Annotated in this window: 24 protein-coding genes; 11 read left to right on the top strand and 13 right to left on the bottom strand. The window is 69.0% G+C overall.

Annotated elements, in window-relative coordinates:
* The first annotated feature begins 12 nt into the window (after positions 1 to 12).
* The 4 genes from mdlC to H3H55_RS14045 all read left to right on the top strand — a co-directional run bounded on the left by mdlC (position 13) and on the right by H3H55_RS14045 (position 5,646).
* Positions 13 to 1,620 carry a benzoylformate decarboxylase gene (gene mdlC, locus H3H55_RS14060; protein ID WP_193098937.1) on the top strand — a complete coding sequence of 536 codons (1,608 nt, stop codon included), beginning with the start codon at positions 13 to 15 and terminating at the stop codon, positions 1,618 to 1,620.
* A 30-nt stretch (positions 1,621 to 1,650) separates the two neighbouring features.
* Entirely contained in the window at positions 1,651 to 3,102 is a 1,452-nt protein-coding gene (locus tag H3H55_RS14055) for an aldehyde dehydrogenase (RefSeq protein WP_193098936.1), read from the top strand.
* A gap of 13 nt (positions 3,103 to 3,115) precedes the next feature.
* Positions 3,116 to 4,060: a ketopantoate reductase family protein gene (locus H3H55_RS14050; protein ID WP_193098935.1), complete on the top strand. Its 945-nt coding sequence runs from the start codon at positions 3,116 to 3,118 to the stop codon at positions 4,058 to 4,060.
* Positions 4,061 to 4,239: 179 nt separating this feature from the next.
* Positions 4,240 to 5,646, top strand: coding sequence for an MFS transporter (locus H3H55_RS14045; RefSeq protein WP_193098934.1), 1,407 nt, complete (start codon positions 4,240 to 4,242; stop codon positions 5,644 to 5,646).
* Positions 5,647 to 5,667: 21 nt separating this feature from the next.
* On the opposite strand, the gene kynA is transcribed toward H3H55_RS14045, so the two are convergent.
* The 3 genes from kynA to kynB all read right to left on the bottom strand — a co-directional run bounded on the left by kynA (position 5,668) and on the right by kynB (position 8,607).
* Positions 5,668 to 6,594 (bottom strand): tryptophan 2,3-dioxygenase, encoded by a 927-nt coding sequence (kynA, locus tag H3H55_RS14040; RefSeq protein WP_193099498.1) that lies wholly within the window; start codon positions 6,592 to 6,594, stop codon positions 5,668 to 5,670.
* A gap of 92 nt (positions 6,595 to 6,686) precedes the next feature.
* A complete protein-coding gene (kynU, locus tag H3H55_RS14035) occupies positions 6,687 to 7,940 on the bottom strand; it encodes a kynureninase (protein WP_226800041.1) in 1,254 nt (417 codons plus the stop codon).
* Between the two features lie 25 nt (positions 7,941 to 7,965).
* Positions 7,966 to 8,607 carry an arylformamidase gene (kynB, locus tag H3H55_RS14030; protein WP_193098933.1) on the bottom strand — a complete coding sequence of 214 codons (642 nt, stop codon included), beginning with the start codon at positions 8,605 to 8,607 and terminating at the stop codon, positions 7,966 to 7,968.
* 130 nt (positions 8,608 to 8,737) lie between these two features.
* Between kynB and H3H55_RS14025 the strand changes: the two genes are divergently transcribed.
* Positions 8,738 to 9,238: an Lrp/AsnC family transcriptional regulator gene (locus H3H55_RS14025; RefSeq protein WP_006477992.1), complete on the top strand. Its 501-nt coding sequence runs from the start codon at positions 8,738 to 8,740 to the stop codon at positions 9,236 to 9,238.
* On the opposite strand, the gene H3H55_RS14020 is transcribed toward H3H55_RS14025, so the two are convergent.
* The 3 genes from H3H55_RS14020 to H3H55_RS14010 all read right to left on the bottom strand — a co-directional run bounded on the left by H3H55_RS14020 (position 9,225) and on the right by H3H55_RS14010 (position 12,125).
* A complete protein-coding gene (locus H3H55_RS14020) occupies positions 9,225 to 9,734 on the bottom strand; it encodes a flavin reductase family protein (RefSeq protein ID WP_129512833.1) in 510 nt (169 codons plus the stop codon). The two genes, H3H55_RS14025 and H3H55_RS14020, sit on opposite strands and share 14 nt — an antisense overlap.
* A 322-nt stretch (positions 9,735 to 10,056) precedes the next feature.
* A complete protein-coding gene (locus H3H55_RS14015) occupies positions 10,057 to 10,722 on the bottom strand; it encodes a hypothetical protein (RefSeq protein WP_193098932.1) in 666 nt (221 codons plus the stop codon).
* A complete protein-coding gene (locus tag H3H55_RS14010; protein ID WP_193098931.1) occupies positions 10,719 to 12,125 on the bottom strand; it encodes a selenium-binding family protein in 1,407 nt (468 codons plus the stop codon). Before H3H55_RS14010 ends, H3H55_RS14015 begins: the two co-directional genes overlap by 4 nt.
* Positions 12,126 to 12,705: 580 nt before the next feature.
* On the opposite strand from H3H55_RS14010, the gene msrA reads away from it, so the two are divergent.
* The gene (msrA, locus tag H3H55_RS14005) at positions 12,706 to 13,266 is read left to right on the top strand and encodes a peptide-methionine (S)-S-oxide reductase MsrA (protein WP_041492935.1); all 561 of its coding nucleotides are present in this window, start codon (positions 12,706 to 12,708) and stop codon (positions 13,264 to 13,266) included.
* Positions 13,267 to 13,290: 24 nt separating this feature from the next.
* Here msrA and H3H55_RS14000 read toward each other — a convergent pair whose 3' ends face one another.
* The 3 genes from H3H55_RS14000 to pdxH all read right to left on the bottom strand — a co-directional run bounded on the left by H3H55_RS14000 (position 13,291) and on the right by pdxH (position 16,599).
* Positions 13,291 to 14,589: a DUF72 domain-containing protein gene (locus H3H55_RS14000; protein WP_193098930.1), complete on the bottom strand. Its 1,299-nt coding sequence runs from the start codon at positions 14,587 to 14,589 to the stop codon at positions 13,291 to 13,293.
* Positions 14,590 to 14,612: 23 nt separating this feature from the next.
* Positions 14,613 to 15,833 carry an SAM-dependent methyltransferase gene (locus H3H55_RS13995; protein ID WP_193098929.1) on the bottom strand — a complete coding sequence of 407 codons (1,221 nt, stop codon included), beginning with the start codon at positions 15,831 to 15,833 and terminating at the stop codon, positions 14,613 to 14,615.
* Between the two features lie 121 nt (positions 15,834 to 15,954).
* Positions 15,955 to 16,599: a pyridoxamine 5'-phosphate oxidase gene (gene pdxH / locus H3H55_RS13990; RefSeq protein WP_193098928.1), complete on the bottom strand. Its 645-nt coding sequence runs from the start codon at positions 16,597 to 16,599 to the stop codon at positions 15,955 to 15,957.
* A gap of 128 nt (positions 16,600 to 16,727) precedes the next feature.
* On the opposite strand from pdxH, the gene tcdA reads away from it, so the two are divergent.
* A complete protein-coding gene (gene tcdA / locus H3H55_RS13985) occupies positions 16,728 to 17,585 on the top strand; it encodes a tRNA cyclic N6-threonylcarbamoyladenosine(37) synthase TcdA (RefSeq protein WP_193098927.1) in 858 nt (285 codons plus the stop codon).
* A 101-nt stretch (positions 17,586 to 17,686) separates the two neighbouring features.
* Here the strand turns inward: tcdA and trxA are convergent, their stop codons facing one another.
* Together trxA and H3H55_RS13975 are read right to left on the bottom strand one after the other, a co-directional pair.
* Entirely contained in the window at positions 17,687 to 18,535 is an 849-nt protein-coding gene (gene trxA / locus H3H55_RS13980; protein WP_193098926.1) for a thioredoxin, read from the bottom strand.
* A 52-nt stretch (positions 18,536 to 18,587) separates the two neighbouring features.
* Positions 18,588 to 19,469, bottom strand: coding sequence for a pirin family protein (locus H3H55_RS13975; protein WP_193098925.1), 882 nt, complete (start codon positions 19,467 to 19,469; stop codon positions 18,588 to 18,590).
* A gap of 157 nt (positions 19,470 to 19,626) precedes the next feature.
* Between H3H55_RS13975 and H3H55_RS13970 the strand changes: the two genes are divergently transcribed.
* Positions 19,627 to 20,505 (top strand): EamA family transporter, encoded by an 879-nt coding sequence (locus H3H55_RS13970; RefSeq protein WP_193099496.1) that lies wholly within the window; start codon positions 19,627 to 19,629, stop codon positions 20,503 to 20,505.
* Positions 20,506 to 20,559: 54 nt separating this feature from the next.
* On the opposite strand, the gene H3H55_RS13965 is transcribed toward H3H55_RS13970, so the two are convergent.
* Both H3H55_RS13965 and tsaE read right to left on the bottom strand, forming a co-directional pair.
* Positions 20,560 to 22,089 carry an N-acetylmuramoyl-L-alanine amidase gene (locus tag H3H55_RS13965; RefSeq protein ID WP_129512822.1) on the bottom strand — a complete coding sequence of 510 codons (1,530 nt, stop codon included), beginning with the start codon at positions 22,087 to 22,089 and terminating at the stop codon, positions 20,560 to 20,562.
* The gene (gene tsaE, locus H3H55_RS13960; protein ID WP_193098924.1) at positions 22,071 to 22,622 is read right to left on the bottom strand and encodes a tRNA (adenosine(37)-N6)-threonylcarbamoyltransferase complex ATPase subunit type 1 TsaE; all 552 of its coding nucleotides are present in this window, start codon (positions 22,620 to 22,622) and stop codon (positions 22,071 to 22,073) included. Before tsaE ends, H3H55_RS13965 begins: the two co-directional genes overlap by 19 nt.
* Before the next feature lie 17 nt (positions 22,623 to 22,639).
* Here tsaE and queG point away from each other — a divergent pair, with 17 nt between their 5' ends.
* The 3 genes from queG (at position 22,640) to xerD (ending at position 25,357) form a co-directional block, all read left to right on the top strand.
* Positions 22,640 to 23,875, top strand: coding sequence for a tRNA epoxyqueuosine(34) reductase QueG (gene queG / locus H3H55_RS13955; protein ID WP_193098923.1), 1,236 nt, complete (start codon positions 22,640 to 22,642; stop codon positions 23,873 to 23,875).
* 64 nt (positions 23,876 to 23,939) lie between these two features.
* A complete protein-coding gene (locus tag H3H55_RS13950) occupies positions 23,940 to 24,407 on the top strand; it encodes a methylated-DNA--[protein]-cysteine S-methyltransferase (RefSeq protein WP_048245171.1) in 468 nt (155 codons plus the stop codon).
* A complete protein-coding gene (gene xerD / locus H3H55_RS13945) occupies positions 24,407 to 25,357 on the top strand; it encodes a site-specific tyrosine recombinase XerD (RefSeq protein WP_193098922.1) in 951 nt (316 codons plus the stop codon). Before H3H55_RS13950 ends, xerD begins: the two co-directional genes overlap by 1 nt.
* The last annotated feature ends 15 nt before the right edge of the window (positions 25,358 to 25,372 follow it).

Genomic DNA, 25,372 nt, shown 5'->3' with positions numbered 1-25,372 from the left:
AGTCACCCGAGCATGTCCGGCCATCCGCCCCCATCCGCCGCACCCGTCACCGTTCGCGATGCGGTCATCGACCTGCTTCGCCAGTTCGGCATCGACCGCGTGTTCGGCAATCCCGGTTCGACCGAACTGCCGATGTTCCGCGATTTCCCGGCCGATTTCCGCTACGTGCTCGGCCTGCACGAGGCCGTCGTGGTCGGGATGGCCGACGGCCATGCGCAGGCCACCGGCAATGCAGCGGTTGTCAACCTGCATTCCGCGGCGGGTGTCGGCAACGCGATGGGCAATCTTTTCACCGCGTTCAAGAACCGCACGCCGCTGATCGTCACCGCGGGCCAGCAGGCGCGCGCGATCCTGCCGTTCGATCCGTTCCTGGGCGCGACGCAGGCCGCCGAGCTGCCGAAGCCGTACGTGAAATGGAGCATCGAGCCGGCGCGCGCGCAGGACGTGCCGGCCGCGATCGCGCGCGCATACCGCATCGCGATGCAGGAGCCGCGCGGCCCGGTGTTCGTGTCGATCCCGGTCGACGACTGGGACCAGCCGGCCGAGCTGCTGCCGCGGCGCGACGTCAGCAGCGTCGTGCGGCCCGATCCCGACGCGCTCGCGCGGCTCGGCGATGCGCTCGACGCTGCGCGTCGTCCCGCGCTCGTGGTCGGTGCGGCCGTCGATCGTGCGGGCGCGTGGGACGACGTCGTGCGGCTCGCCGAGCGGCACCGGGCGCGCGTGTACGTCGCGCCGATGTCGGGGCGCTGCAGCTTCCCCGAGGACCATCCGCTGTTCGGCGGCTTCCTGCCGGCGATCCGCGAGAAGATCGTCGCGCGGCTCGACGGGCACGACCTCGTTTTCGCGTTCGGCGCGCCCGCGTTCACCTATCACATCGAAGGCTTCGGCCCGCACGTGCCGCCGGGTGCGGCGCTCGTGCAGCTCGTCGACGATCCGGGCGTCGCCGCGTGGACGCCGTCGGGCGACGCGGTCGTCGGCAACCTGCGGCTCGCGGCGCGGGACCTGCTGGCGCGCCCGGCGCCGCCCGAGCGGCCGATGCCCGCGCCGCGGCCGTCGCGCGTGCGCGTCGACGCGCCGGCCGCCGGCGAGCGCATGTCGGCCGCGTTCGCGCTGCAGACGCTCGCCGACGTGCGCGACGCGCACGACATCGTCGTGGAGGAAGCGCCGAGCGCGCGACCCGTGATGCAGGAATACCTGCCGTTCACGCGCAGCGGCACGTTCTACACGATGGACAGCGGCGGGCTCGGTTACGGGATGCCGGCTGCCGTCGGCGTCGCGCTCGCGCAGCCGGGCCGGCGCGTGATCGGGCTGATCGGCGACGGTTCGAGCCTGTATTCGATCCAGGCGTTGTGGAGCGCCGCGCAACTGAAGCTGCCGATCACGTTCGTGATCCTGAACAACCGGCGCTACGCGGCGCTGCAGGATTTTGCGCCGGTGTTCGGCTTCGGCCCCGGCGACCCGGTGCAGGGCACCGATCTGCCCGACCTGAATTTCGTCGCGCTCGCCGAAGGGATGGGCTGCCGCGGCGTGCGCGTCGCCGACGCGGCGCGCCTGCGCGACACGCTGACCGACGCGCTGCAGGCCACGACGCCGGTCGTCGTCGAAGTCGAGATTGCCTGACGCGCGGCGCGCGTCCTTTGCGGAGAATCCATGCAAACCGTATCGATGCTGATCGGCGGCGAACGCCGCCATTCGTCCAGCGGCGCAACCTTCGTGCGCCGCAACCCGCTCGACGGCGAAATCGCGTCCGTAGCGCCCGCGTGCACCGTCGACGATGCGCGCGCGGCGGCCGACGCGGCGGCCCGCGCGTTTCCCGAATGGGTCGCGCTTGGGCCCGGTGCGCGCCGCGCGCTGCTGCTGAAGGCGGCCGCCGCGCTCGAAGCGAAGCACGAGCAGTTCGTCGCCGCGATGGCGGCGGAGACGGGTGCGTCCGCGCTGTGGGCCGGCTTCAACGTGCACCTTGCCGCGAGCGGGCTCGTCGAGGCCGCGTCGCTGACCACGCAGATCGGCGGCGAGCTGATTCCGTCCGACGTGCCCGGCTCGCTCGCGATGGGCGTGCGGCAGCCGGCCGGCGTCGTGCTCGGCATCGCACCGTGGAACGCGCCGGTGATCCTCGCGACGCGCGCGCTCGCGCTGCCGCTCGCGTGCGGCAACACGGTCGTGCTGAAGGGTTCGGAGCTGTGCCCCGTCACGCACGGGCTGATCGTCGAGGCGCTGCAGGAGGCAGGATTGCCGCCGGGCGTCGTCAATTTCGTGACGAACGCGCCTGAGGACGCGGGCGCCATCGTCGATGCGTTGATTGCGCATCCAGCCGTGCGCCGCGTGAATTTCACGGGCTCGACGCGCGTCGGGCGGATCGTCGCCGAAGCATGCGCGCGCCACCTGAAGCCGTCGGTGCTGGAGCTCGGCGGCAAGGCGCCGTTCGTCGTGCTCGACGATGCGGATATCGACGAGGCGGTCGCGGCGGCCGCATTCGGCGCGTTCGCGAATTCCGGGCAGATCTGCATGTCGACCGAGCGGATCATCGTCGACGCGTCGATCGCCGATACGTTCGTCGCGAAGCTCGCCGCCAAGGCCGCAGCGCTGCCGCTCGGCGATCCTCGCAACGGGCCCGTCGTGCTCGGCTCGTTGATCGACATGAAGGCTGTCGAGCGCTGCAACGCACTGATCGACGACGCGCTCGCGCACGGCGCGACACTGCGGTGCGGCGGCAAGGCCGACAGCACGCTGTTCCCGGCGACGCTGCTCGACCACGTGACGCCGGCGATGCGCCTCTACGCGGAAGAGTCGTTCGGCCCGGTGAAGGGCATCGTGCGCGTCGACGGCGAGGCGGCGGCGATCCGCTGCGCGAACGACAACGCGTTCGGGCTGTCGTCGGCCGTGTTCAGCCGCAATGTCGCGCGTGCGATGCGCGTCGCGGCACGGATCGAATCGGGCATCTGCCACGTGAACGGCCCGACCGTGCACGACGAGGCGCAGATGCCGTTCGGCGGCGTGAAGGACAGCGGCTTCGGCCACTTCGGCGGCAAGGCCGGCATCGCGGCGTTCACGGACCTGCGCTGGATCACCGTGCAGACGGCGCCACGCCACTATCCGTTCTGACGAGGCCATGACGATGAGGATCGCGATTCTGGGCGCGGGCGCGATGGGCTCGCTGTTCGGCGGGCTGCTGGCCGAAAGCGGCGAGGCCGTCACATTGATCGACGTGAACGATGCGCATCTCGATGCGATCCGCCGCGACGGGCTGCGCATCGACGACGATCGCGGCGAACGGCGCATCCGCGATTTGCAGGCCGTGCGGCCGGACGCCGCGAATGCGGCCGCGGCCGCGTCGGCCGACACACCGTTCGACCTGCTGATCGTTTTCACGAAATCGCTGCATACGCGCAGCGCGCTCGACGGCGTGCGCGCGTTGCTGACGCCGCGCACCTGCGTGCTGACGCTGCAGAACGGGCTCGGCAACGTCGAGACGCTGAATGCGTTCGTGCCGCTCGAGCGGATCCTGGTCGGCGTGACGACGTGGCCGGCCGATGCCGCGGGGCCCGCGCACGTTCGCTCGCACGGCGCGGGCACGATCCGCATGATGACGGCCGACGGCGCGGCCCGCCCGTTCGCGACGGCGGTGGCTGACGCGCTGTCGCGTGCGGGGCTCGCGTGCACGCTCGATGCCGACGTGTGGGCTGCGATCTGGGAGAAGGTGGCGTTCAACGCGGCCCTCAACACGCTGTGCGCGGTGACCGGCTGCACGGTCGACCAGCTCGGCAACCATCACGACGGGCCGCGGCTCGCGCTCGCGATCGCGGCCGAGACGGCCGCCGTCGCGCGCGCGAAGGGCATCGCGGTCGACGGCGAACGCATCGCACGCAACGTCGAGCATGCGATCCACGAACATCGCGGCCATCGCCCGTCGATGCTGCAGGACGTGCTCGCGGGCCGCCGCACGGAAATCGACGCGATCAGCGGCAAGGTCGTCGCGTCCGCGCGCGAAGCGGGTGTCGCGGTGCCGCACGCCGAGACGCTGCTCGCGCTCGTCCGGCTGATCGACGCACGGGTGAACTGAGCATCAGGCCGGCGGCCGGCTTGCGCCGCATAACGATACGAGCGCGCCGGGCATGTACCACGGCGCCGGATCTGGGTCCGTTCGCATCGGACAGGAGACACCATGAAAGTTATCGACTGCCGCCGTTCCGCCGCACGCAGCGCGTGCATGTTGCCGCTGCGCGGCGCCGGGAGCCCCGCATGAGCGCGCCGCACGCACTGGACGGAGGACAGCCGCCGTCGGTCGACATCGGCACCACCCTCGACGACGGGCCGTTCACGACGATGCAGCGTTGCGTCGTGCTGCTCGCCGCGCTCGCGATCGTGCTCGACGGTTTCGACGGCCAGTTGATCGGCTTTGCGATTCCCGTGCTGATCCGCGAATGGGGCATCACGCGCGGCGCGTTCGCGCCGGCCGTGGCGGCCGGGCTGATCGGGATGGGCATCGGCAGCGCGTGCGCGGGCATCGTCGCGGATCGTTTCGGCCGCCGCCAGGCCGTGATCGGCAGCGTGTTCCTGTTCGGCATCGCGACCTGCGCGATCGGCTTCGCGCCCGATGTCACCGCGATCGCGATACTGCGTTTCTTTGCAGGGCTCGGCATCGGCGGTGCGCTGCCGACGGCCACGACGATGACGGCCGAATACACGCCTGCGCGGCGCCGCACGATGATGGTGACGGCGACGATCGTCTGCGTGCCGCTCGGCGGCATGCTGGCCGGCCTGTTCGCGCACGAGGTGTTGCCGCGCTACGGCTGGCGCGGGCTGTTCTTCGCGGGCGGCGCGCTGCCGCTCGTGCTCGGCTTCGTGCTCGTGCGCGCGCTGCCCGAATCGCCGCGTTATCTCGCACGGCGCCCCGCGCGCTGGCCGGAGCTCGGCGCGCTGCTCGCGCGGATGCAGCGGCCGGTCGCGCCGGGCACCGTGTTTACCGATATGAAGGACGCACGCGTGCCCGGTGGACGCAGTGGCTTCGGCGCGCTGTTCGCGAGCGGCCAGGCGCGCGACACGATCGCGCTGTGGTGCGCGTTCTTCATGTGTCTGCTCGCCGTGTATGCGGCGTTCAGCTGGCTGCCGACGATGCTCGCGGCGAGCGGGCTGAGCGTGTCGGTCGCGGGCGCGGGGCTCACCGCGTACAACCTCGGCGGCGTGATCGGCGCGCTGCTGTGTGCGTGGGCGATCGCGCATGCCGGGTCGCGCTGGCCGCTCGCGCTGTGCAGCATCGGCGGCGCGGCGAGCGCGGTGTGGCTGATGGGCGTCGATGCGAGCCGTCACACAGGCTGGCTGATCGTCGGGCTCGGCCTGCACGGGCTGTTCGTCAACGCGGTGCAGTCGACGATGTATGCGCTCTGCGCGTACATCTACCCGACGGCGGTGCGCGCAACGGGCACCGCGAGCGCGCTCGCGTTCGGCCGGCTCGGCGCGATCCTCAGCGCGTTCGCGGGCGCGATCGTGATCACGACGGGCGGCGCAAGCGCGTACCTGACGATGCTGGCCGCCGCGATGGGCGTGGTGTGCGTCGCGCTGCTCGCGGTGCGGCGGCATATTCCGCGGCTGTCGCGCGCGCAGTCGATGCCGCGCGAAGGAGAGGAGCTGGCCCGCACATCGTCGTGACGTGCGGGCGCATCACGTGCGTTACAGCGTGGTGCGCACGTGCCAGAGCTCGGGGAACAGCACGACGTCGAGCATCTTGCGCAGATACGGCGCGCCGCTGGTGCCGCCCGTGCCCTGCTTGAAGCCGATGATGCGCTCGACGGTCGTCACGTGACGGAAGCGCCACTGGCGGAACGCGTCCTCGAGATCGACCAGTTCCTCGGCCATCTCGTACAGCTCCCAGTGCTGCTGCGGGTGACGGTACACCTCGAGCCACGCGGCCTCGACCGTTTCGTCGTGCCGCGTCGGCTGCGTCCAGTCGCGCTCGAGCCGCTCTGGCGCGATCGGGAAACCGCGCCGCGCGAGCAGGCGCACGACCTCGTCGTAGAACGACGGCGCCTCGAGCGTCGCGCGCACCTGTTCGAGGATGTCGGGCCGGTGCGCATGCGGCTGCAGCATCTGTTCGTTCTTGTTGCCGAGCAGGAATTCGAGCTGGCGATACTGATATGACTGGAAGCCCGACGACTGCCCGAGATACGGCCGCATCGCCGAATACTCGGACGGCGTCATCGTCGACAGCACGCTCCACGCCTGCACGAGCTGCTCGAGGATGCGCGACACGCGCGCGAGCATCTTGAATGCGGGCGGCAACGCGTCGGTGCGCACTGCATCGAGCGCGCCGCGCAGCTCGAACAGCGCGAGCTTCATCCACAGCTCGCTCGTCTGATGCTGGATGATGAACAGCATCTCGTTGTGATCGGGCGACAGCGGATGCTGCGCATCGAGGATCGCATTCAGCGACAGGTAGTCGCCGTAGCTCATCGACTTCGAGAAATCGAGCTGCGCGTTGTGCCAGCCGGCTTGGCCCGAGGTTTCGCCCGGCACGTGCGGCGCTTCGTGTGCGGCTTGCGCGGGGCGTGCGCCCGAGAACGGGCAGCCCGCCGGCGTGTCGTCGCCGGGCGGCTGCATATGACCAGAATTCACGACTTTCTCCAGGATTGAATGACGGGGGCGCGGCGCGTCATCCGCACGTCAGTGCGGCGCGCGCCGGGCAGAGCCGGTCAGGTCACCGCGCCGCGCTCGGCGAACTCGGGCGCCTTCCACGCTTCGGTGGCCAGGATGTCGCGCAGCGTCTCGACGGCATCCCACACGTCGGCGAAGCGCGTATAGAGCGGCGTGAAGCCGAAGCGCAGCACGTACGGCTCGCGGTAGTCGCCGATCACGCCGCGCGCGATCAGCGCCTGCATCACCTCGTAGCCGTGCGGATGCTCGAAGCTCGCCTGCGAGCCGCGCTGGTGATGCGAGCGCGGCGTGACGAGCTTCAGCGACAGGCCTGCACAGCGCGACTCGACGAGCGCGATGAACGCATCGGTCAGCGCGAGCGACTTGCGGCGGATCGTGTGCATGTCGGTCTGCAGGAACACGTCGAGCCCGCATTCGACCATCGACATCGACACGATCGGCTGCGTGCCGCACAGGAAGCGCGCGATGCCCGGATCGGGCGCGAAGCCCGGCTGCATCGCGAACGGCGCGCGGTGGCCCCACCAGCCGGACAGCGGCTGCGAGAAATGCGCGTGATGGCGCTGCGGCACCCACACGAACGCGGGCGAACCGGGGCCGCCGTTCAGGTACTTGTACGTGCAGCCGACCGCGCCGTCCGCGCGCGCGCCGTTCAGGTCGACCGGCACCGCGCCGGCCGAGTGCGCGAGATCCCACAGCATCAGCGCGCCCGCGTCGTGCACGAGCTGCGTGACGGCCGGCATGTCGTGCATGTAGCCGGTGCGGTAGTTCACGTGCGTGATCATCGCGACGGCCGTGTCCGCGCCGAGCGCATCGGGCAGGTCGGCCGGATCGTCGATCAGGCGCAGTTCGTAGTCGCCGCCGAGCTGTTCGATCAGCCCCTGCGCGATATACAGGTCGGTCGGGAAGTTCGAGCGTTCCGACACGATCACGCGGCGCTCGGGCGCGCGCTCGGCCTGGTGGCGCACCATCGCCGACAGCAGCTTGAACAGGTTGATCGAGATGGTGTCGGTCACGACCGTTTCGCCGGCTGCGCCGCCGATCAGCGTCGCGAGCTTGTCGCCGAGCCGGCGCGGCAGCGCGAACCAGCCGGCCGTGTTCCAGCTGCGGATCAGGCCTTCGCCCCATTCGGCGCCGATCACCTGCTGCGCGCGGGCGGCCGATTCGCGCGGCTGCGCGCCGAGCGAATTGCCGTCGAGGTAGATCACGCCTTCGGGCAGGGCGAACTGGTCGCGCAGCGGGGCGAGCGGGTCGTCGCGGTCGAGCGCGAGCGCGTCTTCACGGGTCTTGATCATGATGTGGGGTCGTAGGTCGGGGTAATCAGGAGGAACGCACGGGCAGCGCGCGCAGCACCGCGCGCACCGGGCTCGCGTCGAGCGTCGTGAACTTCAGCGGCAGCGCGATCAGTTCGTAGTCGCCGGGCGGCACGTCGTCGAGCACGATGCCTTCGAGGATCGCCATCCGGTGCGCACGCACGCGATGATGCGCGTCCATCGTCTTCGATTCCTGCGGGTCGAGCGACGGCGTATCGATGCCGATCAGCTTCACGCCGCGCGCGGCGAGCAGGTCGATCGTGTCGGGCGCGACGGCGCAGAAACCGGGGTCCCATTGCGCGACCGGCGCTTGCACACAGGTGCGCAGCAGCACGCGTGGCGGCACACCGTCGAGCGCGGCCGCGATGTCGGCCGGCTGCACGACGGGCGACGCGCCGATGCAATGGATCACGCGGCACGGGCCGAGGTAGGTGTCGAGCGGCACGGCGCCGATCGGCGCGCCGTCGGCGTCGTAGTGCAGCGGCGCGTCGCAGTGCGCGCCCGTGTGGGGCGACAGCGTCAGGCGCGCGACGTTGACCGGCGAGCCGGCCTCCATCCGCCACACGCGTTCGACGGAAACTGGCGTATCGCCCGGCCACACGGGAGTGGCGGGGCTGACAGGCGGAGAGATGTCCCAGAGTGTGTCCATGGCATGACGAAGCGGTGAGTCGATGCTTCGAATGATAGGTGGACGCTCGCAGAAAGTGCTTGCGAAATAAACATGGACAATCCGCCGGATTGGCAGATAATTCGACTCAGAGGGAAAACGGGGACCAAAAATGCACGCGATCACGCTCGATGCCACCGACTGCCGGATTCTGGCGGTACTGCAGGAGGAGGGCAGAATCAGCAATCTCGACCTGGCGGAACGGATTTCGCTTTCGCCATCCGCCTGCCTGCGCCGCATGCGCCTGCTCGAGGAGCAGGGCGTGATCGAGCACTACCGCGCGTGCCTGAGCCGCGAGAAGCTCGGCTTCGAGCTCGAGGCATTCGTGCAGGTATCGATGCGCAACGAGGAAAACCAGTGGCACGAGCGCTTCGCGGAAGCGCTGCGCGAATGGCCGGAGGTGGTCGGCGCGTTCGTCGTCACGGGCGAGAGCCACTATCTGCTGCGCGTGCTCGCGCACAACCTCAAGCACTATTCGGATTTCGTGCTGAACCGGCTCTACAAGGCGCCGGGCGTGATGGACATCCGCTCGAACATCGTGCTGCAGACGCTGAAGGATGAAGCCGGCGCGCCGGTCGGGCTGGCGCGCACGGGCGCGATCAAAGCCGTGTAAGGCCGTGGAAGCCGCCGCCGTGGAACACGAGCGGCGGTGTCGTATCCGATGCGGCCCGCACGCCGCAGCGTTCCACTTCGCCGACGAAGATCACGTGATCGCCTTCGTCATAGCGGCTGCGGTTGTGGCACTCGAACCACGCGAGTGCGCCGTCGAGCACGGGCATCCCCGAGTTGCCGGCCGCATGCGCGATCCCTTCGAAGCGATCGCCCTTGTAGGTCGAGAAGCGCTTGCACAGGTCGAGCTGCGATGCCGCGAGCACGTTCACCACGTAATGGCTGTTGCCGCGGAATACGGGCGTCGACGCCGATTTGTGCGCGAGGCTCCACAGCACCAGCGGCGGATCGAGCGATACCGAGTTGAACGAGCTGGCGGTGATGCCGATCAGCTGCCCGGACGGTGCGCGCGTCGTGATCACCGTCACGCCCGTCGCGAACTGGCCGAGCGCCTGGCGGAAGGCGGCCGTGTCGAAATCCGGCGGGTTGGCGCGGGTCATCGGGCGGCCATCCGGAACGAAACGGGCGGGCGCGGCGCGACGCGGGTGCGGCAGGCGCGGCGGACGGAAGGCGACAAGGCAGTCGATTGGGAAGTGGTGCGCATGGCCCGATTTTAGCGGAATCGGGGCCGCCGGGCCCGGCCAGGCGGCGCATTGCAGGTCCAGGGTGGCGTAGCGAACACTGCGGCGCGATACCGCGTTCGCGACGGCGGGCGGATCGGCACGGCCGTCCTGACGCGTTTTCGTGCCATGCTGTCGGCCCCTCCATCTGCGTGTCCGCTCATCCGCCGATTCGCCGTGCCAGTCATCGAGCCCGCCCGCGCTATCGTGCCGCCGCGAACCCGAGCGACAGCGCGCCCGTCACGATCAGGCTCGATGCCCACACAGCATCGAGATTGAACCAGCTCCGCGACACGAACTTCAGCCCGAGATAGCGGTACACGAGCCACGCGAGCCCGCCGCCGGCGGCGATCATCGCGGCCGCATGCACGGCCGCGACGACGAGCGCCATCCCGAGATGCGCATCGACGAGCGTGGCCGCCGCCCGGTGGCCGGCGTCCCTGTCGAGCCCGCAGAGCCCGAGGTAGATCGGCACCAGCATCAGCCCCGCGCCGTGCGCGAGCGCGACCGCGAACGACCACAGGCCGAGCCGCGCGGGCGGGATCCGTGCGAGCGCACGCGGATGCCGGCGCCGGATCAGCAGCACGGCGCCGAAGCCGATCACGAGCGCGCTCGCGCCGATCCGGATCGCCGACTGCCACGCGAGCAGCGCGGCGAGCAGCCCGAACGGCAGCATCACCGCGAATACCGCGAGTACATGGCCGAGCGCGAGATAGCCGAGCGCCGCGACGAGCGCGCCGCGGCGGCGCGTCATCAGCGCGTTCGACACCGCGAGCGGCCAGCCCATCGCGGGGTTGAGCCCGTGATAGATGCCGCTCGCGAGCACGGCCGCCCACAGCGCGAACTGGGCGTGAAGACCGGTGTTCAACGCTTGACCGACGGATAGCAGAACGAGTCGGTCGAGCAGTCGCCGCCTTCGAGCCGGATCTGGTGCGCGCGATAGCCGTCGGGGAACTCGACCCAGTAGTCGTCCGCGAGCGTCAGCCCACCTTCCGGCCCCACGTGCGCGAGCACTTGCGCGCCCGGCACGCCGTCCGGATAGAACTGGTCGTCCCACGTCGAATAGAGCGAGTTGGTCCAGTACACGCGCCGTCCGTCGCGGCTGATCTCGACCATCTGCGGGCCGCCCGCGAACGTACGGCCGTTCGTGTGCGGCGCGCGTCGCACGATCCCGCCGATCCGCACCGACCCTACGAGCACCGGGTTGTGCGGGTCCGACACGTCGTACTGGCGCATCTCGCCGGTGCCCCAGCACGACACGTAGAGGAAGCGGTCGTCGAGCGACAGGTCGATGTCGGTCACGAGCGGCGGCACCGCGCCGAACGCTTTCAGGAGCGGCGGCAGTTCGTCGGCCGCGGCCGGCTCGGGCGGGATCGTCGCCGTCTTCTTCACGTGGAATTTGCCGTCCTCGCGCCACCAGGTCCAGATCGAGCCTTCGAGAGTCGTCGTGTCGACCACGACGCCGACGAACCCGTATTCGCGCGCCGGGTCGTGCGCGGGCCGTACCTCGAGCGCCATCTGGTGATGCGCGCCCAGATCGATCGTCTGCACGTTGCGCCGCGCGCGCAGGTCCCAGAAATGCAGCCGGTGCCCGTATTTGTTCGCGAGCAGGTCCTCGGGCACGATGCCGTTCTCGAATTGCGGCGGCAACGCCCATTCGCTCGACACCATGTAGTCGCGCGGCAGGTTCCACCAGAAGTCGTAATGCTTGTCCTGCGGGCCGCGGTCGATCTCCCAGCGGCCGAGCACGTCGAAGGTTTCGCAATCCATGATGAAGATGCCGGGCGCGCCGGCGGTGCCGTCCTTGCCCGCGCCGCCGAGCGTGCTCACGTAGATGCCCTCGGGGCCGCAGTGAACGGTGTGCGGCCGCGAATAACCGGTCTTCGCGAAGATCTCGTCGGGCTCGATGATCTTGTGGATACGTGCCTGCGTCGGGTGCGGCTTCGTGTCGATCACGTAGATGCGCGACGAGCGCAGGCCGGGGATGATCAGGAAGCGGCGTTCGAGGAACGCATGGCCGGTCAGCGGCGACAGCGAAGACGAACACGCATTCCAGCCGAAGTGGTGAAACTCGTCGCCGGTGTTCGGCATCGTCACCGTATGCACGATCTTTCCGTAGGTCGACGAGCCGGGCTTCACGTCGATCACGGCGAGTGCGTCGGGTCTGGAAAAATCGGGGCTCAGCAACAACGTATAGGCAAATTCTTCCGCCGGCGCCTGCATCGCAAGCTCCGGCGAAGCGTGAAACGTCGGGTCAGGCCGCATGCTCATGGTAATGCCCTCTCAGTGGTATCGGATCATGAACGCACGGCCGTACGATGCGGGCGTGCGGGTCGGGGTTGCCGCGCGGCGCGAATCACGCCGGCGGGAGCGATCGGCAGGCGGATGCGCGCGTCGATGACACGCGCGGCGCCGTGCATCAGATCGTGAAAGCGGATAAAGGCGGTGTGCCGGATCGCCGCGCGCGGGGCGGGACGGATGCACGGCAAGGGGATGGCACAGTCGAAGCGGTGGCCCGCGACGCGGCGACGGCCGGGCGAGTGACGCGGGCGATGTCTGTTAACACATGCATATCGATGTTCCGGCAGATGATGTTTGCATCAGGGTCGGGCACGCATCGGGCGCTTTGCGCGAGGCGGCGGGTTTGCCGCCGCGCACGCGTGGCTAAGTGTAGACGAGAAAGCGGGCGGCGGGTCGCGCGCGGCACCTGGGCAATCTGCCAGGTTCGCGTGCGAGTGAGATACTTGCCGAGGTGCCGCGTCGTCCCGCCTAAAGGACGGGCAGCGGCGAGACGGACCGGTGGCGCCGGTGCATGCAGGCCGGCCGCCGTCATCAACGAGGGTTTGATTTCATGGTGAACGAGATGCTTGAAACCGCGACGTTGGGAGGCGGGTGTTTCTGGTGCACGGAGGCCGTGTTTCTCGACGTCGACGGCGTGACGGCCGTCCAGTCGGGCTACGCGGGCGGCCATACGCGCAATCCCGGCTATCGCGACATCTGCGAAGGCGACACGGGTCACGCGGAAGTCGTCAACGTGACGTTCGATCCGGCGCGCATCGGTTATCGCGAGATTCTCGAGATCTTCTTCGCGACGCACGATCCGACCCAGCTGAACCGGCAGGGCAACGACGTCGGCACGCAATACCGGTCGGTCGTGTTCACGCATTCGGACGCGCAGCGCGACACCGCGCTCGACGTGATCCGCGAGCTGGAACGCGAGCAGGTGTTCGGGCAGCCGATCGTCACGCAGGTCGTGCCGCTCGACGGCAACTACTGGCCGGCCGAGGACTATCACCAGAACTATTACGCGCGCAATCCGGGGCAGGGCTACTGCTCGGTCGTGATCGGGCCGAAGCTCGCGAAATTCCGGCAGAAGTTCTCGCACCGGCTGAAGTCGCTGCGCGGCGCGTGAGCATTTGAACGGCAGGAACCGGCGTTACGCCGCCTCGTTGCGCCACTGCGCGCACGCGGCGGCGATCTCGCGCGCGAGCGCGATGCACGACAGCGGCGCGGAGCCTTCCGCCTTGTTGTTGATCGTGATGATCACCGGCTGCCCGGCCAGCGCATAACGCGCGGCCAGTTCGGCGAGCGCCGAGCGCGTGGCCGGATCCTCGTCGACGAGCTTGTCGAACGGTTCGTACTTCGCTTTCGCCTGTTCGTACTTGAAGCCGCCGTGCAGGCTCCAGCGCACGATCAGCGGGCCCGGCGCGTCGCCGTCGAGCAGCGCGAGCGCGGCGGCCTGGCGCAGCGGGTCGGGCATCCGCGCGTGCAGGCCGACGCAGTAGCGCACGCCGAGTGACGCGAGCGCGCGGATGAAACGCGGCGTGAGCAGGCTCGCATCGCGGATCTCGATTGCGTAGCGCGGGCCATCGGCTTCCGGCGACAGCGGCGGCAGCGCCGCGAAGAACGCGGCCAGCCGGTCGATCAGCGCGGCCGGTTCGGCGAGTAGCTGGTCGGGCAGCGGCGAAAACTGAAATACGAGCACACCGGCTTTCCGGCCGAGCCCTTCGATGCATGGCTGGACGAATTCGCGGGTGGCGAGCTGCGCGTCGAGGAAGGTCGGGTTTGGCCCCGACGGCTCGCCGCGTCGACCGCGCACGACCGCGTCGGTCACCGAGGCCGGCGCCTTCACGACGAAGCGGAAGTCGTCGGGCACCTGCTGCGCGTAGCGCAGGTAGTCGGCGACGGACAGCGGGCCGTAGAACGACCGGTCGAGGCTCACGCTTTTCAGCAGCGGGTGCGCGCCGTACGCTTCGAGCCCTTCGCGCGACAGCTTTGTCTGCGCGAAATCGCCGTCGTAGACGATGCCGTTCCAGCCGGGGAAGTACCACGACGACGTGCCGAGCCGCACGTTCGGCGGCAGGCCGGCCGCTGCGTCGGCGACGTCCGCCGCGATCGGCGCGGGCGGCACGCCGCGCTGGCGCTTGCTTTTCTTCGGCGGCGCTGCGGGCGGGGACGGTTCGTCCCACAGCAGCCCGGAGGACGCGGGCGGTGCTTCGTCGGCAGGGCGGGAGGTTGCGCGGGCGGGCGGCGCCGGCCGCGCATCGTCAGGCGTGCCTGACGTCACGGGTTCATCGGCGTCGGCAGGGAGGTCGTCTTTTGCGGGCGGCGACGCGCGAGCAGCGTCGGGCGGCACGCCGAACAGGTCGAATTGCCCGTCGGCGTGCGACCCGTCCGTGTCGTCGCGTTGCTGTCGTTCCGGTGGCGCCTTGCGCCGCGTCCTGCCGTCACCCATGCATGCCCAGCGTGAAGCGCCGCCTAGCGCGGCAGCGCGTGTTCGTACATATAGCGCCGCGACCACGGCAGCGTTTTCGCGCTGCGTCCGGCCTTGCGGCACACGATCTGGAAGATCGACACGTCGTCGTGCTCGAACGCATACGCGCAGCCGGCGAGATACACGCGCCAGATGCGGAATTTTTCGTCGTCGACGAGTTGTCGCGCTTCTTCGGCCTTCGCCTCGAAATTCTCCGTCCAGATCTCGAGCGTGCGCGCATAGTGCCGCCGCAGGCTTTCGACGTCAACCGCTTCCAGGCCGCCGCGCTGCGCCGCTTCGAGCGCGAGGCTGATGTGCGGCAGCTCGCCGTCCGGGAACACGTAGCGGTCGATGAACTCGCCGCCGCCGAGTGCCGTCTCGCCGCTTTCCGCGTCGGTCGACGTGATCCCGTGGTTCATCGCGATGCCGTCGTCGGCGAGCAGGTCATGGACCCGCGAGAAATAGAGCGGCAGGTTCTTGCGGCCGACGTGCTCGAACATCCCGACGCTCGTGATGCGGTCGAACTGGCCGTCGATCTCGCGGTAATCCTGCAGCCGGATCTCGATCTTGTCCTCCAGCCCAGCGGCCTTCACGCGTGCGGTCGCGAGATCGAACTGGTTCTGCGACAGCGTCACGCCGAGACACGTCGCGCCGAATTTCTGCGCGGCGCGCAGCACGAGCGCGCCCCAGCCGCAGCCGATGTCGAGCAGGCGCTGGCCGGGCTCGAGCTGGATCTTCGTCAGGATGTGGTCGATCTTCTTGGCCTGCGCGGTCGCGAGATCCTCGTCGCCGTTCTCGAAGTACGCGCACGAGTACACCATGTTCTCGTCGAGCCACAGCCGGTAGAACTCGTTCGAGACGTCGTAGTGGTACTGGATCGCCTTCCTGTCGGTGTTTTTCGTGTGAGTGAAGTAGCGCTTCACGCGCGCGAGCTTGCTCGCGCTCGTCACCGTGCTGCGCGCGAGCGAGTAGCCGATGTTGATGATGTCCGACAGCTTGCCCTCGATGTCGATCTTGCCCTTCACGTACGCCTCGCCGAGATTGTCGAGGCTCGGTTCGAGCAAGAGCGGCAACGCCGACGCGCTGTTCACCTTCAGCGTGACCTGCGGCGCGCTGAAGGTGCCGAAATCGAGTTGTTCGCCGTTCCACAGCACGAGCCGCGCCGGTATGTTCGCTTTCGCCCGTACTTCGTCCGCCCACTGTGCCAGCTTCTTTTCCCAGAACATTTGGATTCTCCGTTTGTTCGTTGAATCGAATACAGCCAAGTATCTTGACCGGCGTCCGCCGCTTGCGAAGCGGGCGCCCGGATGCAACACGAGACACGACCGGCGTGCGCCGGCGCCGCGCTTACGGCGACAGGCGCGAGATCGTCCAGCCCGCCGACGCGTCGGCGTCGCGCGTGTAGAGCAGACGGTCGTGCAGCCGCGACGGGCGCCCCTGCCAGAACTCGATCGCGTCGGGCACGAGGCGATAGCCGCCCCAGTGCGGCGGGCGCGGCGGGGCATCGCCGTAGCGTTCGCTGACGGCCTTTTCGCGCGCTTCGAGCGTCGCGCGGCTGTCGATCACGGCGCTCTGCTCGGACGCCCATGCGCCGATGCGCGAGCCGAGCGGGCGCGACGCGAAATAGCGGTCGCTTTCCTCGGCGCTGGTTTTCTCGATCCGGCCTTCGATGCGCACCTGGCGCTCGAGTTCGATCCAGTAGAACAGCAGCGCGGCTTGCGGATGCGCGGCGAGATCGCGCCCCTTGCGGCTTTCGTAATTGGTGAAAAAGACGAACCCGCGTTCGTCGACGCCCTTGATGAGCACGATCCGGGCCGACGGCCGGCCGTCGTCGCCGACGGTCGCGAGTGTCATCGTGTTCGGCTCGGGCAATTTGGCGGCGAGCGCCTCCTTGAACCAGCGGTCGAACTGGGCGAAGGGGTCGGGGGCGGCATCGGCTTCGTCGAGCGAAGCACGTGAATAGTTGATGCGGAGATCAGCGAGAGTCGTCATGTTATGCAAACGCTTCAATCTGGGGCCAGTATAGCGAACGCGCGAGAAACGTGCGTGCACAGTGGCGCGTGCGAGCGAGGAGTTCAGGCAAAATAGAGGGCTGCACGACTTACGTTTTCCTTGCTGCCATGTCTGCCGCCGATACTGCCCCGCCCAGTTCTTCTGATGTTACCCCGACCTCGACAATCCAGCTTGACGTGGATCGCGAGCGGCGCTTTGGCGGCGTCGCGCGCCTGTACGGCGCGCCGGCGGCCGCCGCTTTCGAGCGTGCGCATGTCGCGGTGATCGGGATCGGCGGCGTCGGGTCGTGGGTCGCCGAGGCGCTCGCACGCAGTGCGATCGGCACACTGACCCTGATCGATCTCGACAACGTCGCCGAAAGCAATACGAACCGGCAGATCCACGCGCTCGACGGCAATTACGGCAAGCCGAAGGTCGACGCGATGGCCGAGCGGATCGCGCTGATCGATCCCGCGTGCCGCGTGAACCGGATCGAGGATTTCGCGGAACCCGACAACTTCGACGCGCTGCTCGGCGGCGGCTTCGACTACGTGATCGACGCGATCGACAGCGTGCGCACGAAGGTCGCGCTGATCGCATGGTGCGTCGAGAAACGGCAGCCGCTCGTCACGGTCGGCGGCGCGGGCGGGCAACTCGACCCGACGCGCATCCGGATCGACGATCTCGCGCTGACGATCCAGGATCCGCTGCTGTCGAAGGTGCGTGCGCAGTTGCGCAAGCAGCATGGCTTTCCGCGCGGGCCGAAGGCGCGTTTCAAGGTCAGCGCCGTGTATTCGGACGAGCCGCTGATCTATCCGGAAGCGGCCGCATGCGACCTCGAGGACGGCGCCGAGCCGTCCACGGCAGCGCACGTCGCGGGGCTCAACTGCGCGGGATTCGGGTCGAGCGTGTGCGTGACCGCGAGCTTCGGCTTCGCGGCCGCCGCGCATGCGTTGCGCGCGATCGCCGCGCAGGCCGCTGGCTGATTCGCGAATCGCGAGTATCGAAGGAGGGCGCGGCGCGGGCCATGCGCCGCAAGCGATGCGGCCGGACCGTAAGGCCCGGCCGGTCGCGTGTCAGTTGAACGTCAGTTGAGCGCCATGCTCAGCCTGCGCCGCCACCCGGCGACGAGGTCGGGGCGATCGCCGGCCAGTTCGAACACCGAGATCATCGTGCGGCGGCCCAGATCGTCGCCGTACGCGCGGTCGCGCGTCACGATTTCCAGCAACTGTTCCAGCGCGCCTTCATATGCACGCCGCGCGATCAGGCTCTGCGCGAGGTCGAAGCGCGCGTCGAGGTCGCCCGGGTTCGCCGCGATGCGTGCCTCGAGCGCGTCGGTCGGCGGCAGGTCGGCCGTTGCTTCGAGCGCGTCGAAACGGGTCTTGATCGCCTGGTAGCGCGGATCGCCGCCCTGCACGGTCTGCGGCGACAGGCGTTCGGTCTCGGCGCGAGCGGCGTCGACCTGGTTGCTCGCGAGCAGCAGTTCGATCAGGTCGAGGCGCGCGTCGTCGAAGCCGGGGTTCAGCGCGAGCGCCGCTTCGAGGTGCGTGAGCGCGTCGTCGTAACGCTCCTCGGCCATCGCGTATTGCGCCGCGCGCCGTTCGGCTTCCTCGGGCGCCGGCAGCAGCCGGTCGAGGAACGCGCGCAACTGGCCTTCGGGCAGCACGCCGACGAACTGGTCGACCGGGCGCCCGTCGGCGAACGCGATCACGTGCGGAATGCTGCGCGTCTGGAAGTGCGCGGCGAGTTCCTGGTTCTCGTCGACGTTGACCTTCACGAGCTTCCAGCGGCCTTCGTAGTCGCCTTCGAGCTTTTCCAGCAGCGGGCCGAGCGTCTTGCAGGGGCCGCACCACGGCGCCCAGAAGTCGACCAGCACGGGCATGTCCAGCGACGCCTCGATGACGTCTTTCTCGAATGTGGCAAGCGTGGTGTCCATGTCGTTCTCTTTCGTTCGAATGTGGTCAGGATGGGGGCGGCGCGCCGTTTTTTCAACGCGGCTTCGATTCGGGCAGCGGAATCCACTCGGTCTCGCCCGGCACCTTGCCCATTTCCTGGCGCGTCCAGGCGTCCTTCGCGCGCGCGATCGCGTCGCGGCTGCTCGCGACGAAATTCCATTCGATGAAGCGCTCGCCGTCGATCTTGTCGCCGCCGAGCAGCATCGCGCGCGCGCCGCCGGCGCTCGTCAGCGTGACCGTCGCGCCCGGCGCCAGTACGGCCATCTGTTCGGCCGGAACCGGCGTGCCGTCGATCGCGAGATCGCCGTCGACCACGTAGACCGCGCGCTCCTCGTGCGACGCGTCGAGTTCGATGCGGCCGCCGGCCGCGAATTCGGCCGCGACATACAGTGTGCGCGAGAACGTCGTGACCGGCGAGCGCAGCCCGAATGCGTCGCCGGCGATCACCGTCAGCGCCACGCCGTCTTCGTCGCGCTTCGGCAGCGTATCGGCCGCATGGTGCTCGAACGAAGGCTCGACGGTTTCGTGCGCGCGCGGCAGCGCAACCCAGGTCTGGATCCCGTGCACGGTGTGGCCGCTGGCGCGCAGCGCGTCGGGCGTGCGTTCGGAGTGGACGATCCCGCGGCCGGCCGTCATCCAGTTCACGTCGCCCGGCACGATTTCCTGCCGCGAGCCGAGGCTGTCGCGGTGCAGGATCGCGCCGTCGAACAGGTAGGTCACGGTGGCGAGCCCGATATGCGGATGCGGGCGCACGTCGAGCCCGGTGCCGGCGGGCAGCGTGGCGGGCCCCATGTGATCGAAGAAGATGAACGGGCCGACGAGGCGCGCGGCGAGCGCGGGCAGCGTGCGGCGCACCTGCAGGTTGCCGATGTCGCGCACGTGCGGCTTCAGCAGGGCTTTGATCGGATCGTTCATGGCGGGTCCTGTGGGGGCGGCGGCGGTGATGCCGGTCATTGTAATAGCCGCCCGCCGGCGATTCCATTCGCGCCGCGCGGGTATCGGGCCGGGGGGCGAAACCCGGTAGACTGACCGGCTGCAAAACAATGATTCGACAATCGAGGAGGCTCCGATGATGGCCCCGAAGGACTTGCTGCTCGCGCTGGTCGTGATCCTGGCGTGGGGCGTGAACTTCGTCGTGATCAAGGTCGGCCTGCACGGCATGCCGCCGATGCTGCTCGGCGCGCTGCGCTTCACGCTCGCGGCCGTGCCCGCGGTGTTCTTCGTGCGCCGGCCGCAGATTTCGTGGCGCCTGCTGGTGCTGTACGGCGCGACGATCCAGCTCGGCCAGTTCGTGTTCCTGTTCACCGGCATGTACGTCGGCATGCCGGCCGGCCTCGCGTCGCTCGTGCTGCAGTCGCAGGCATTCTTCACGCTCGTGTTCGCGATGCTGTTCCTCGGCGAGCGGCTGCACGTGCAGAACCTGATCGGGCTCGCGATCGCCGCGGGCGGCCTCGTCGTGATCGCGGCGCAGGGCGGCCATGCGATGACGCTCGCGGGCTTTCTGCTGACGATCTGCTCGGCCGCGATGTGGGCGTTCGGCAACATCGTCACGAAGAAGGTCGGCCGTGCGAACCTCGTGTCGCTCGTCGTGTGGGCGAGCCTCGTGCCGCCCGTGCCGTTCTTCCTGCTGTCGCTGTGGTTCGAAGGGCCGCAGCGGATCGCGACCGCGCTCGCCGGCCTGAACGGCGCTTCGATCTTCGCGGTCGTCTATCTCGCGTTCGTCGCGACGCTGCTCGGCTACGGGCTGTGGAGCCGCCTGCTGTCGCGCTACCCGGCCGCGCAGGTTGCGCAGTTCTCGCTGCTGGTGCCGATCGTCGGGCTCGCGTCGTCGGCGCTGCTGCTCGACGAGCATCTGACGCGCACGCAGTTGATCGGCACGGCGCTCGTGATGGGCGGGCTCGCGGTGAACGTGTTCGGCGGGAAACTGATGCGCCGCTTCGCGGCGTCGTGACGCGCCGGCACGCGCTGCGTGCCGGCGGCAGGGAAGGGACGGCCAGGGAAGGCGTCAGGCCATCCGGTTCTTCGCGAGCGGCGGATTCGCGGCGAAATAGCGCTTGATGCCGCGGAAGATCGCGTCGGCCATCTGGTCGCGATAGCTGTCGTCGTTGAGCCGGGTCTCTTCTTCCGGGTTGCTGATGAACGCGGTCTCGACGAGGATCGATGGAATGTCGGGCGCCTTCAGCACCGCGAACCCGGCCTGCTCGACCGAGCCCTTGTGCAGCTTGTTGATGCCGCCGACTTCCTTCAGCACGTAGTTGCCGTAGCGCAGCGAATCGCGGATCTGCGCGGTCGTCGACATGTCGAACAGCGCGCGGTTCACGGCCGCGTCCGCCGTCTTGATGTTGATGCCGCCGATCAGGTCGGACGAATTCTCCTTGTTGGCCATCCAGCGCGCCGCGGCGCTCGTCGCGCCGTGATCGGACAGCGCGAACACCGACGAGCCGCGTGCGGAAGGTGTCGTGAACGCATCCGCGTGAATCGACACGAACAGGTCGGCACCCACGCGGCGCGCCTTCTGCACGCGCACGTTCAGCGGCACGAAGAAGTCGGCGTCGCGCGTCATCATCGCGCGCATGTTCGGCGCACCGTCGATCTTCGCGCGCAGCTTCTTCGCGATGTCGAGCGCGATGTGCTTCTCGTACGTGCCGCCGCCGCCGATCGCGCCCGGATCCTCGCCGCCGTGGCCCGGATCGATCGCGACCGTCAGCAGGCGGACGGTGCCGCCCTTGCCGGATTTCGGCGCGGTGAACTTGTAGGTGTCGCCGTCGTCGTCGCTGTCGTCGCGGCGCGCGATGACGGGCGGCGGCTTGACGGCCGGTTTCGCGGGCGTCGCGGGCGCGCCGGCGGCGGGCGGGGTGTGCGGCGTGGCCGGCGTGTTCTGCGCGAAGCGCTGGAAGAACGCGTCGCTGTTGTCGCCGGCGGCGCTCGGCGGCGGCGTGGCCGGCCCGTTCAGCGCGGTCGGCGGCTGCATCTGCTGCGCGCGCGCCGTGTCGTTGAGCGCCTGCTCCTTGCGTTCCGTCTGCGCGATCAGGTCGGTCAGCGGATCGGGCGCGACGGCCGGATACAGGTCGAACACGAGCCGGTACTTGTAGGTGCCGACCGGCGGCAGCGTGAACACCTGCGGCTTCACCGAGCCTTTCAGGTCGAACACCATCCGCACGACGTGCGGCTGATACTGGCCGACGCGCACCGACTGGATCTGCGGATCGTTCGGCGCGATCTTCGACACGAGGTCGCGCAACGCCTGGTCGAGATCGAGACCGCTCAGGTCGACGACGAGACGGTCGGGACCCTGCAGCAGCTGTTGGCTATTCTGCAGCGGCTGGTCGGATTCGATCGTGACGCGCGTGTAATCGCGTGCGGGCCACACGCGCACGCCGAGCACCGACGACGCGTGCGCGAGCCGCGGCGCGACGAGACCGAGCACCAGCGTCGACGCGCCCGCGCGCAGGATCTGGCGGCGCCGCCAGTTGTGCGTCGCGGTGGCCGCCGATTCGATCGAGCGGAACGGTTTGATCAACATCTTTCGAGACATGCCTTTCCTGAAGCGCTATACGCCCGGACGGTGAGGGCACGGCCGTCGCCATCCACGTCGAGCGAGAAGACCAGATCGGGTACGCCGAGCAGCGCGCCCGCCTGTTGCGGCCATTCGACGAGGCAGATCGCGCTGGAATTGAAATACTCGCGAAAGCCTGCGTCGGACCATTCGGCCGGATCATTGAATCGATACAGATCGAAGTGATAGACCTCGAGTTCCCCATCGCCGCGTTCGAGCGCGTACGGCTCGACGAGCGTATAGGTCGGGCTGCGCACGCGTCCCGGGTGGCCGAGGCCGCGCAAGATCGCGCGCACGAGGGTCGTCTTGCCCGCGCCGAGATCGCCGACCAGCTGGATCTGCAGCCCGTCGAACGCGTGTGCGCGGGTGAGATCGACGCGCGCCGCGTCGAGCGCGTGCGCGAAACGGGTGCCGAAGGCCTCGGTCGCCGCTTCGTCGGCGAGTGCGATCACGCGCTCCGCGAACGGGGCAGGCAGCGTGGTGGCATGAGGCGTATGGGACGTGGCTGGCATTCTCGTAAAATAGTGCGATGAACCGATTACCGGAACTCGCCGCATCCGACACGCCTTCGACTCAAGCCGAAGGCGCGGCGCCGTGCGCGCTCGATGATGCGGCGTTGACTGCGCTCGCCGCTCGCATCAGGGCGTGGGGGCGCGAATTGGGTTTCGGGGCGATCGGCATCAGCGATACCGATCTCTCGGATGCCGAAGCAGGCCTCGCCGCCTGGCTGGAAGCCGGATACCACGGCGAAATGGATTATATGGCGAAACATGGGATGAAACGCGCGCGGCCGGCCGAACTTGTGGCCGGTACGCGACGCGTGATTTCCGTGCGGCTCGCCTATCTGCCGGCCGAAACGCTCGCCGCCGCCGCACCCGACGGCGAGCCGGGCGCGCTCGTGCCGCACGACTGGCGCGCGCGCGAACGGGCGCGGCTCGACGATCCGCAGGCGGCCGTCGTGTCGATCTATGCGCGCGGCCGCGACTATCACAAGGTGCTGCGCAACCGGCTGCAGACGCTCGCGGAGCGCATCGAGCACGAGATCGGCGCGTTCGGTTATCGCGTGTTCACCGATTCGGCGCCCGTGCTCGAGGTCGAGCTCGCGCAGAAGGCCGGCGTCGGCTGGCGCGGCAAGCACACGCTGCTGCTGCAGCGCGATGCCGGCTCGCTGTTCTTCCTCGGCGAGATCTACGTCGACATTCCGCTGCCGACCGATGCACACACGTCGCCCGACACCGCGCCCGAGACGCCCGGCGCGCATTGCGGCAGCTGCACGCGCTGCATCGACGCATGCCCGACCGGCGCGATCGTCGAGCCGTACCGCGTCGATGCGCGCCGCTGCATCTCGTACCTGACGATCGAACTGAAAGGCAGCATCCCCGAGCCGCTGCGGCCGATGATCGGCAATCGCGTGTACGGCTGCGACGACTGCCAGCTCGTGTGCCCGTGGAACAAGTTCGCACAGGCCGCACCGGTCGCCGATTTCGACGTGCGGCACGGCCTCGACCGTGCGACGCTCGTCGAGCTGTTCGCGTGGGACGCCGATGCGTTCGACACGCGGATGCAGGGCAGCGCGATCCGGCGCATCGGCTACGAAAGCTGGCTGCGCAATCTCGCGGTCGGGCTCGGCAACGCACTGCGCGCGGACGCGGATCGGCTTGCGCCGAAGGCGCGCGACGCGATCGTTGCCGCGCTACGCGCGCGGGCCGACGATCCGTCGCCGGTCGTGCGCGAGCATGTCGAATGGGCGCTGCGTGCCGCGTGAAGGCGGCGTAAAGTGTCGTCGGCGCGCGGCGGTACCGTGCGCATCCATCGGTCAGGAGAGGGCCATGTTCAATGCAGTCATCGACGCGCCGTTCGGCAAGGTCGGCATCCGCACGGACGCCGCGGTGGTGCGCGAGATCGTTTATCTGCCCGAGTCGGTGAAGTCGGTCGATCCGGATTCGCCGCTCGCGAAGCGCGCGGTCAAGCAGATCGAACGTTATTTCGAGCGTGCGTCGGCGCGCTTCGACCTGCCGCTCGCCGAAGTCGGCAGCGCGTTCCAGCATCGCGTGTGGAACGTGATCAGCGATATTCCACCGGGCACGGTGCTGACCTACGGCCAGGTCGCGAAGCGGATCGGCAGCGCGCCGCGCGCGGTCGGCCAGGCGTGCGGCGCGAACTACTTTCCGCTCGTGATCCCGTGCCATCGCGTCGTCGCGGCGGGCGGCCTCGGCGGCTTCGCGAACCACGACGACAACGGCTATTACCAGAAAGTGAAGCGCTGGCTGCTGGCGCACGAGGGCGTGCCGTACTGATGAGTGAACCGCTGATTTCCACCGAAGCCGACGGCGCTGCCGCGGCCGCATCACCCGCACTGCTCGCGAGCCGCGCGTCGATCGACGTGTTCTGCGATGCGCTGTGGCTCGAGCACGGGCTCTCGCGCAACACGCTCGACGCGTACCGGCGCGATCTGGTGCTGTTTTCCCAATGGCTGGCCGCGACCCACGATGCGCCGCTCGATTCGGCCGACGAGGCGATGGTGACGGGCTACATCGCGGCGCGCAGCGACGGCAAGGCGACGTCGTCGAACCGGCGGCTGTCGGTGTTCCGTCGCTATTACGGCTGGGCCGTGCGCGAGCATCGCGCGAGCGCCGACCCGACGCTGCGGATCACGTCCGCGAAACAGGCGGCGCGGTTTCCGTCGACGCTGTCGGAAGCGCAGGTCGAGGCGCTGCTCGGCGCGCCCGACATCGGCACGCCGCTCGGCCTGCGCGATCGCACGATGCTCGAACTGATGTATGCGAGCGGGCTGCGCGTGAGCGAGCTCGTGACGCTGAAGACCGTCGAGGTCGGCCTCAACGAGGGTGTCGTGCGCGTGATGGGTAAGGGCTCGAAGGAGCGGCTCGTGCCGTTCGGCGAAGTCGCGCACGGCTGGATCGAGCGCTACCTGCGCGACGCGCGGCCGGCGCTGCTCGGTGCGCGCGCGGCCGATGCGCTGTTCGTGACCGCACGCGGCGACGGGATGACGCGCCAGCAGTTCTGGAACATCATCAAGCGCCACGCACAGCACGCCGACGTGCGCGCGCACCTGTCGCCGCACACGCTGCGGCATGCGTTCGCGACGCACCTGCTGAATCACGGCGCCGACCTGCGCGTCGTGCAGCTGCTGCTCGGCCACAGCGACATCTCGACCACGCAGATCTACACGCACGTCGCGCGCGAACGGCTGAAGACGCTGCACGCGCAACACCACCCGCGCGGTTAGCGCGAATCCGGCACG

The organism is Burkholderia sp. Z1, from assembly GCF_014893795.1.
Classification (GTDB): domain Bacteria; phylum Pseudomonadota; class Gammaproteobacteria; order Burkholderiales; family Burkholderiaceae; genus Burkholderia; species Burkholderia theae.
Note: the sequence above shows the minus strand (reverse complement) of the source record. Positions and strands in the feature narration are given on the sequence as shown.